Here is a 7,055-nt window from a genome sequence, read left to right as displayed (position 1 = left end):
ACATCGAACGCGCCGCCTTCTGCGAAACACGCAGTAGGCGCGAGCATGGTGACCGAAACAGCAGCAGCGGCGATCCGGGATATGACAGCGGAAGTCATGGAAGCTCCATGCAAGGGAGCAGCGGGTGCAGAGGCACCAGGCCGCACAAGACACGCACGGCAGCCGGGAAACGGCGTCGCGGGTTCAGCAAACGCCGGACGACTGCTGAGGTTTCATGGCAGACAGGCAGCAGCGCTTGCCGGCGGCCTCAGGCATCGGCGTTCGCGGCTGACATCGCCGCCAATATGGCGGCAGAATCCGTGACCCAGCCGAAGATGCCACCCTGCGCCTTGATCATCGCCAGCCCGGCCTGATGAAATTCGGGGAAGTAGGAGGCGCATCCGTCGCCGATCACGATGCAGCGATAGCCGCGATCGTTGGCCTCACGCACAGTGGTGTTGACGCAGACCTCGGTGGTGACGCCGCAGACCAGGAGGTTCTCGACCCCATACTTCTGCAGCACGTCGCCGAGTTCGGTGGCGTAGAACGCACCCTTGCCGGGCTTGTCGATGACGATCTCGTCGTCTTCGGGCGCCAGCGCCGCGACAATGTCGTGCCCCGGCTCGCCGCGAATCAAAATGCGGCCCATCGGTCCCGGATCGCCGATGCGCAGCGACGGCGCGCCGCGTGCAACCTTGGCGGGCGGCGCATCGGACAGATCCGGCAGATGCCCCTCGCGGGTGTGAATGACCAACAGGCCCAGCGCACGTGCCGCCTTGAGCACCGCGCCGATCGGCGCCACCGCGCGCGCCAGCTGCGAGACGTCGTTGCCGAGCGTTTCGCCGAAACCGCCGGGCTCGAGAAAGTCGCGCTGCATGTCGATGATCAGCAGCGCCGTCGATGCCCAGTCGATCGCGATCGGAGCCGGCTCGGCAACGATCGTGCTGCCAACTTTGGGAGTGGGACTCGCTTGCACGCCTCAGCCTCGCCTTCCGGAATGACAGGCAACAGCGTAGCAAGCGATCTTCCATGTGTACATGACACGCGCGCGTGCGATCTCGGGCCCGATGCTTAAAGATTGGCCCCCGGTCGCGCTACTCGGTTGGCAGCGCTCGCCCTGACGAACCGAGCGCCGCAAGCGTGCCGGCAACGATGCCGGCGCTCGCCGCCGACAAGCCGAACACGCCGCTCCATACCAGGAAATAGGCGATGGCGGAGCCCAGCGTTTTTTCCATCTCGTTGCCCCAAGTCCAGAACGAGGCGGCGCAGAGGATCAGCACGATGCCGGCCACGATGACGCGGAGCCACAGCGCCGGGCGCGGAGCGCGCGCGAGGAAGAAGGCGAGGCCGCCGCAGATCGCCGCCAGCACAAACCAGATGATCACCAGACGAAGGGCCATGAGCGCATCCACCAGCTCACAACTTACCCGACAATTATAGCCGAATCTGCGACGCCGGGCACCGGCGATCGAAGCAAAGTGTCTTCGTCTAAAGATCAAGTCTGGCCGATTCGTGCGCTGTCGGGCCGACATCAGGTTTCGCCCCGCCCGCGCTTTTCCGCTAAGGTCCGCGCCCGACCGGGCGCAGGCCCGAGCCAGAACGGAGATGCAGATGAATCCGGCGACGATCGCAGCCCTGATACTTGCTGCAGCCTGCGCCGTGCTGCCGGCACAGGCCCAAGACAAGCCGGCGCCGGACAAGCCCGCCGGCAAGCTGAAGATCGGCTATGTTTATCTCGGCGCGATCAGCGACGCCGGGTGGGGCGCGCAGCAGGAGCAGGCACGCAAGGCGGTGGTCAAGGAATTCGGTGACCGCATCGAGACGACCACGCTGGAGAAGATCAGCGACGGCCTGGAGGCCGAGCGCTACATCGAGCAGCTCGCCCGCGCCGGCAACAAGCTGATCTTCGCCACCTCCCCGGCCTACACCGACGAGGTGATGAAGCTCGCCAAGAAATATCCCGGCGTGAAGTTCGAACTCGCCACCGGGACGCGGCGCGAAGCCAATGTGTCGACCTACACGGCGCGGTTCTACGAAGGCCGCTACGTCGAAGGCACGATCGCGGCCAAGATGTCCAAGAGCGGCGTGATCGGCTACGTGGCGGCGATGCCGACGCCCGACGTCCTGGCCGGCATCAACGCCACGATGCTGGCCGCCCAGAAAATCCGTCCGGACATCAAGCTGAACATCGCCTGGACCAATGTCTGGTCCGATCCCGCCAAGGAAGCCCAGGCGGCGCGCACGCTGATCGACCAGGGCGCCGACGTGATCATGCAGGCGACAGGCAGCACCGCGCCGATGCAGGTCGCCGGAGAGAAGCACGTGCTGGCGTTCGGACAGGCTTCCGACATGATCAAGACCGCCCCCAAGGCGCAGCTCACCGCGATCGTCGACGATTGGGCGCCTCACGAGATCGGTCGCGTCCATGCCGTGCTGGACAACACCTGGAAGTCCGAAGATTTCCGCGGCGGCCTGAAGGACAAGACCTTCACCCTGGCGCCCTTCACCAACATGCCGGACGACGTCAAGCAGCTCGCCGCCGACACCGAGGCTGGCATCGTGTCGGGCGCGATCAAGCCGTTCGCCTGCCCGATCACCGCGCAGGATGGCAATGCGATCGACTGCAAAGGCGCCGAGCACCTCGAGGACGGGCAGATCGCCACGATGAATTTCCTGGTCAAAGGCATCGACGCGGCGCTGCCGGGCAAGTAAGTGGTCGGCATCCCGACCATTTGCAAAACGCCACCTTCAGGAAACGCCCATGACCGAGATGACCCTCGCCATCGCCCGCAGCATCGCCGACGCGGCGCTGGAAAAAGCCGCCGAACTCAAGCTGAAACCGCTGGTGGTGTCGGTGCTCGATGCTCGCGGCTGCATCAAGGTCTCGCTGGCGCAGGACGGCACCAGCCTGATGCGCCACGAGATCGCCCACGGCAAGGCCTGGGGCGCACTGGCGCTCGGCATGGGCACCCGCGCGATCTTCAAGCGGGCGCAGGAACAACCCTACTTCGTCGATGCGATGAGCACGATGGCCCGCGGCGCGATGGTGCCGGTCGCCGGCGGCGTGCTGATCAACGACGAAAACGGCAAGCTGATCGGCGCGGTCGGTATCAGCGGTGATACGTCGGACAACGACGAGATCTGCGCTGTGGCTGGCGTCGCGGCGGCGGGGCTCGTGGGTGTGACGGGCTGAAATAGCGCCTGAATACACACACCTTCGTCATCGCCCGCGAAAACGGGTGATGACGGTCTGTGGTGTGGTGGTCGCCGTGCTCCAAATTCTGGCTTCGAAAAGCCAGCCGCTGGCGCAGCGCTGACGCTCAATGCAACCGCGGCGCTTTCAAGAACTTGGCACGATCCGACGAGTGCAGCACGACGTCGAAGGTGGCGCCGCCGCTGAACAGTGTCAACGGAACTTCGACCCCCGCCGAGCCGAGCGACCAGACCCGGCGGTAGAACTCGGCCTCGCTGCTGACCTTGTGGCCGCCGACCGCAAGGATAACGTCCCCCGTCTTGAGCTCGGCGCGGGCCGCCGGCCCCTTCGGCGCGATGCCGACGACCACGATCTTGTCTTCGATTTCCGTCGAGTACAGCCCGAGCCACGGCCGCACCGGCCGGTCGGGCCGGCCGAACTTGCGCAGGTCGTCGAGCACGGGCTTCAAGAGATCGGTCGGCACCATCATGTTGTAGTGCTCGTTGGAGCCGCTGCGCTCGATCTGCAGCGAGCCGATGCCGATCAGTTCTCCGGCCGCCGAGATCAGCGCGGTGCCGCCCCAGTTCGGATGCGACGGCTCGGTGAAGATGGCGTCGTCGAGCAGATACTCCCAATAGCCGGCGAATTCCTGCCGCGCCGCGATGCGGCCGGCGACCGAGCGCGTGCGGCCGCCGACACCGCCGATGATGACGCGGTCGCCGGTTTTCGCCGCGGCCGAATTGCCGAGCGGCAGCGGCGGCAGATCGATGTCGCCCAGCGCCTGCACCAGTCCGAGGCCGCTCTCATTGTCGAAGCCGAGTGCGTGGCCTTGGACGACGCGACCGTCGGCAAGATGCAGCCAGACGGTTTCGGCCTCGGTGATCAGATAGCCAATCGTCAGCACAAGGCCATCGTCAATCAGCACACCATTGCCGGCGCGCTCGGTGCCAAGCGTCTGCGCGGTGAAAGCATCGGGCGGAATGATCGCGTGCAGACCGACGACCGCGGACAGCGCACGATCGAGATCGAAACTGAAATCGGACACGCGCGGGCGGTTGGCGGCCGGCACGTTCCATTCGGGCAAGGAAGGCATCCGGCTCCCCCTTCAAGGACCAGAACGGCGCCGACGCCGTTCCGCCCTCAAATTATGGAGCCTCGAAGCCGATTTGCAAGACGGGGCGACACGGCGCCCACGTCGGTTCTAACAATTCAAACAAGATTGTCGGCGATGGCGCGATAAACTCCACGTCATTGCGAGCGGAGCGAAGCAATCCAGCCCAGTGCACTGAGCTGGATTGCTTCGTCGCGGAGCTTGTACTCGGACGGCGCGGAGCGCCGATCCGTGTGCTCCTCGCAATGACGGTGGTTGTCGCGGTGCCGGCTCAGCCTTCCTTGTGCACGCCCGACATCTCGACGATCTTGCGCCAGCTTTCGGTCTCAGCGCGCATCATGGCGGCGAATTGCTGGGCGTTGCCGTGCAGCGGGATGGCGCCGAGCTCGGCGATGCGCTGCTTGACGTTGGGCTGGTCGAGCGCCGCGTTGATGGCGGCGTTGAGCTTATCGACGATCTCCGTCGGCGTACCGTGCGGAACGCCCGTGCCGTAGAACGAGCTGGTGTCGTAGTCCTTCAGCGTATCGGCGATCGGCGGCACATCGGGCAGCACCGTGGAGCGCTCGCGCGTCGTGACGCCAAGCGCACGGATCTTGCCGGCCTTCACCAGCTCGAACGACGACGTGACGTTGTCGAACATCGCCTGGATCTGTCCGGCCATCAGATCGGTGAGGCCCGGAGCCGAACCGCGATAGGGCACGTGCACCATGTTGATGCCGGCCAGCGCCTTGAACAACTCGCCCGACAGATGCAGCGAGGTGCCGATGCCCGAGGAGCCGACGCTGATCTTGCCCGGATTGGCCTTGGCGTAGGCAATGAACTCGGCGACGTTGTGAGCCGGAATGTCGTTGTTGATCACCAGCACCAGCGGAATGCGCGCGACGCCGGCGACCGGCGTGATGCCCTTGGCGAAATCGAACGGCAGCGTACGGTCGAACGAGGCGTTGATGGCGTTGGCGGTCGAGGTCAGCAGCAGCGTGTAGCCGTCCGCGGGTGAGTTGATCACCGCCTGGGTGCCGATGTTGCTGCCGGCGCCCGGCTTGTTCTCGACGACGAACGGTTGGCCGAGTTGGTCGGTCAGCGACTGACAGATCATCCGCGACAGCACGTCGGTGGCGCCGCCGGCCGCATACGGCACGATCCAGCGCACCGGATGCGCCGGATAAGCCGCGGGCTGCGCCGCTGCCGATCCGATCGTGCGTACGCCGAACGCCGCAAAGGCCGCACCCGCCGCCGACCCCAGGAAAGCTCGCTTGCTGATCATCGCCGTCACTCCCACCATGCACAATGTCGAGAGTGTCGATAACGCGACCCCTGCGCGACCGCACGCATTGCCCTTATTCGTGGTAAAATCCCGCGAACATCATCGGCGAAACTTCGAGCTCGATGCTAATTGTCCATTAATCCGTGGACATTAAAATTAACGAGCGGTCGCGCGCGGCGCGGCGATTTTGGCCGATGCGCCGGCGCCAGCGGCGATCACAAGCCGCGACTGATGGGCCGAGCATGACCGACTACGCCTTTGCAGCTTCCGCGACCGGCGCCGCCGCTCCGCCGCGCCTGAAAGGGCTGCAGATCGCCCTGCTATGGCTGGTCGGCGCCAGCGGCAGTATCGTCTTCATCGAACCAAGCCCGTACGAATTCGCCGTGCTGCTGGCGATGGTGGTGTTCGCCGTCAGCGGCGGCCTGCGGCTCGCTCCGGCCCTGATTGTGCCGATCGCGCTGCTGATCGGCGTCGAGCTCGGCTACTCGGTCGGCGCCAGCGAATTGCTCGATGATCCCCTGATCATGAACTGGCTGCTGACCTCGTGGTACATGGCCATTACGGCGATGTTCTTCGCCATGGTGGCCCTGCAGGACTCGGCCGAGCGCGTCGACGCGATCGCCCACGGCTATCTGATCGGCGGCGTCATCGCGTCGCTCGCCGGCATCGCCGGTTACTTCAATCTGGTACCGGGCGGCAGCGACCTTCTGACCTTCGCGGGTCGCGCCCGCGGTACCTTCAAGGACCCGAACGTGCTCGCCGCGTTCCTGGTGTTCCCGGCGGTGTACAGCCTGCAGCGCGTGATCGAAGGCTCGTTCTGGAGCGCGGTGCGCAACGGTATCGCCTTTGCCATCATCGCGCTCGGCATCTTCTTGGCCTTTTCGCGCGCCGCCTGGGGCACGGTGGCGGCCGCCTCGGTGCTGATGACGGCGCTTATGTTCATCACCGCGCCGACGCAGAACCGCCGGCTGCGCATCGTGCTGCTCACCGCGATGGCGATCGTGCTGGTCGCGGTGGCGCTGGCGGTGCTGCTATCGTTCAGTCAGATCGACACTATCTTCAAGGAGCGCGCCAGCTTCAACCAGCCTTACGACAGCGGCCGCTTCGGCCGCTTCGGCCGCCACGTGCTCGGCGCCAAGATGGCGCTGGACTATCCGACCGGTATCGGTCCATTGCAGTTCCGCCGCTTCTTCCCCGAGGACACGCACAATTCGTTCCTCAACGCCTTCATGTCGGGCGGCTGGATCAGCGGGACTCTTTATCCGGCCCTGGTGTTTCTCACGGCCGGCTACGGGCTGCGCAATGTGTTCGTGCGCACGCCGTGGCAGCGCACCCAGATCGCGATCGTCTCCGTCATGATCGTGACGCTGCTGGAAAGCTTCATCATCGATACCGATCACTGGCGACACTATTTCCTGCTGATCGGCTTGACCTGGAGCCTGGCAATTGCGAGCAGTCGCGTGCGGCTGCGGAGCCCGGCTCCGACTTAGCCGCCCTCCTCGGTCGCA

At 65.3% G+C, this 7,055-nt stretch carries 7 protein-coding genes; 3 read left to right on the top strand and 4 right to left on the bottom strand.

The features are described 5' to 3' along the window. Positions 1–247: 247 nt before the first annotated feature. Positions 248–955, bottom strand: a complete 708-nt coding sequence (locus I5M_RS23245; protein ID WP_022723588.1) for a cysteine hydrolase family protein — start codon at positions 953–955, stop codon at positions 248–250. Positions 956–1,073: 118 nt separating this feature from the next. Beyond that, positions 1,074–1,379 (bottom strand): hypothetical protein, encoded by a 306-nt coding sequence (locus tag I5M_RS23240; RefSeq protein WP_031337371.1) that lies wholly within the window; start codon positions 1,377–1,379, stop codon positions 1,074–1,076. 211 nt (positions 1,380–1,590) lie between these two features. Here I5M_RS23240 and I5M_RS23235 point away from each other — a divergent pair, with 211 nt between their 5' ends. Both I5M_RS23235 and I5M_RS23230 read left to right on the top strand, forming a co-directional pair. Beyond that, complete coding sequence (locus tag I5M_RS23235; protein ID WP_159104029.1) at positions 1,591–2,691, top strand: BMP family ABC transporter substrate-binding protein; 1,101 nt, start codon at positions 1,591–1,593, stop codon at positions 2,689–2,691. A 49-nt stretch (positions 2,692–2,740) separates the two neighbouring features. Next, positions 2,741–3,172, top strand: a complete 432-nt coding sequence (locus I5M_RS23230; protein ID WP_022723585.1) for a heme-binding protein — start codon at positions 2,741–2,743, stop codon at positions 3,170–3,172. A gap of 127 nt (positions 3,173–3,299) precedes the next feature. On the opposite strand, the gene I5M_RS23225 is transcribed toward I5M_RS23230, so the two are convergent. Continuing rightward, positions 3,300–4,265 carry a S1C family serine protease gene (locus I5M_RS23225; RefSeq protein ID WP_022723584.1) on the bottom strand — a complete coding sequence of 322 codons (966 nt, stop codon included), beginning with the start codon at positions 4,263–4,265 and terminating at the stop codon, positions 3,300–3,302. Between the two features lie 289 nt (positions 4,266–4,554). Continuing rightward, on the bottom strand, positions 4,555–5,547 hold the full coding sequence (locus I5M_RS23220; RefSeq protein WP_022723583.1) for a tripartite tricarboxylate transporter substrate binding protein: 993 nt from the start codon (positions 5,545–5,547) through the stop codon (positions 4,555–4,557). 242 nt (positions 5,548–5,789) lie between these two features. Between I5M_RS23220 and I5M_RS23215 the strand changes: the two genes are divergently transcribed. Then, on the top strand, positions 5,790–7,037 hold the full coding sequence (locus I5M_RS23215; RefSeq protein WP_022723582.1) for an O-antigen ligase: 1,248 nt from the start codon (positions 5,790–5,792) through the stop codon (positions 7,035–7,037). Positions 7,038–7,055 lie beyond the last annotated feature (18 nt).

It is taken from the genome of Rhodopseudomonas sp. B29 (genome assembly GCF_000333455.1).
Taxonomy (GTDB): Bacteria; Pseudomonadota; Alphaproteobacteria; order Rhizobiales; family Xanthobacteraceae; genus Rhodopseudomonas.
Note: the sequence above shows the minus strand (reverse complement) of the source record. Positions and strands in the feature narration are given on the sequence as shown.

Coding starts and splice junctions, on each gene's coding strand:
- I5M_RS23240 (WP_031337371.1), bottom strand. CDS start 1,379: ATGGCCCTTCGTCTGGTGATCATCTGGTTTGTGCTGGCGGCGATCTGC.
- I5M_RS23235 (WP_159104029.1), top strand. CDS start 1,591: ATGAATCCGGCGACGATCGCAGCCCTGATACTTGCTGCAGCCTGCGCC.
- I5M_RS23230 (WP_022723585.1), top strand. CDS start 2,741: ATGACCGAGATGACCCTCGCCATCGCCCGCAGCATCGCCGACGCGGCG.
- I5M_RS23225 (WP_022723584.1), bottom strand. CDS start 4,265: ATGCCTTCCTTGCCCGAATGGAACGTGCCGGCCGCCAACCGCCCGCGC.
- I5M_RS23220 (WP_022723583.1), bottom strand. CDS start 5,547: ATGATCAGCAAGCGAGCTTTCCTGGGGTCGGCGGCGGGTGCGGCCTTT.
- I5M_RS23215 (WP_022723582.1), top strand. CDS start 5,790: ATGACCGACTACGCCTTTGCAGCTTCCGCGACCGGCGCCGCCGCTCCG.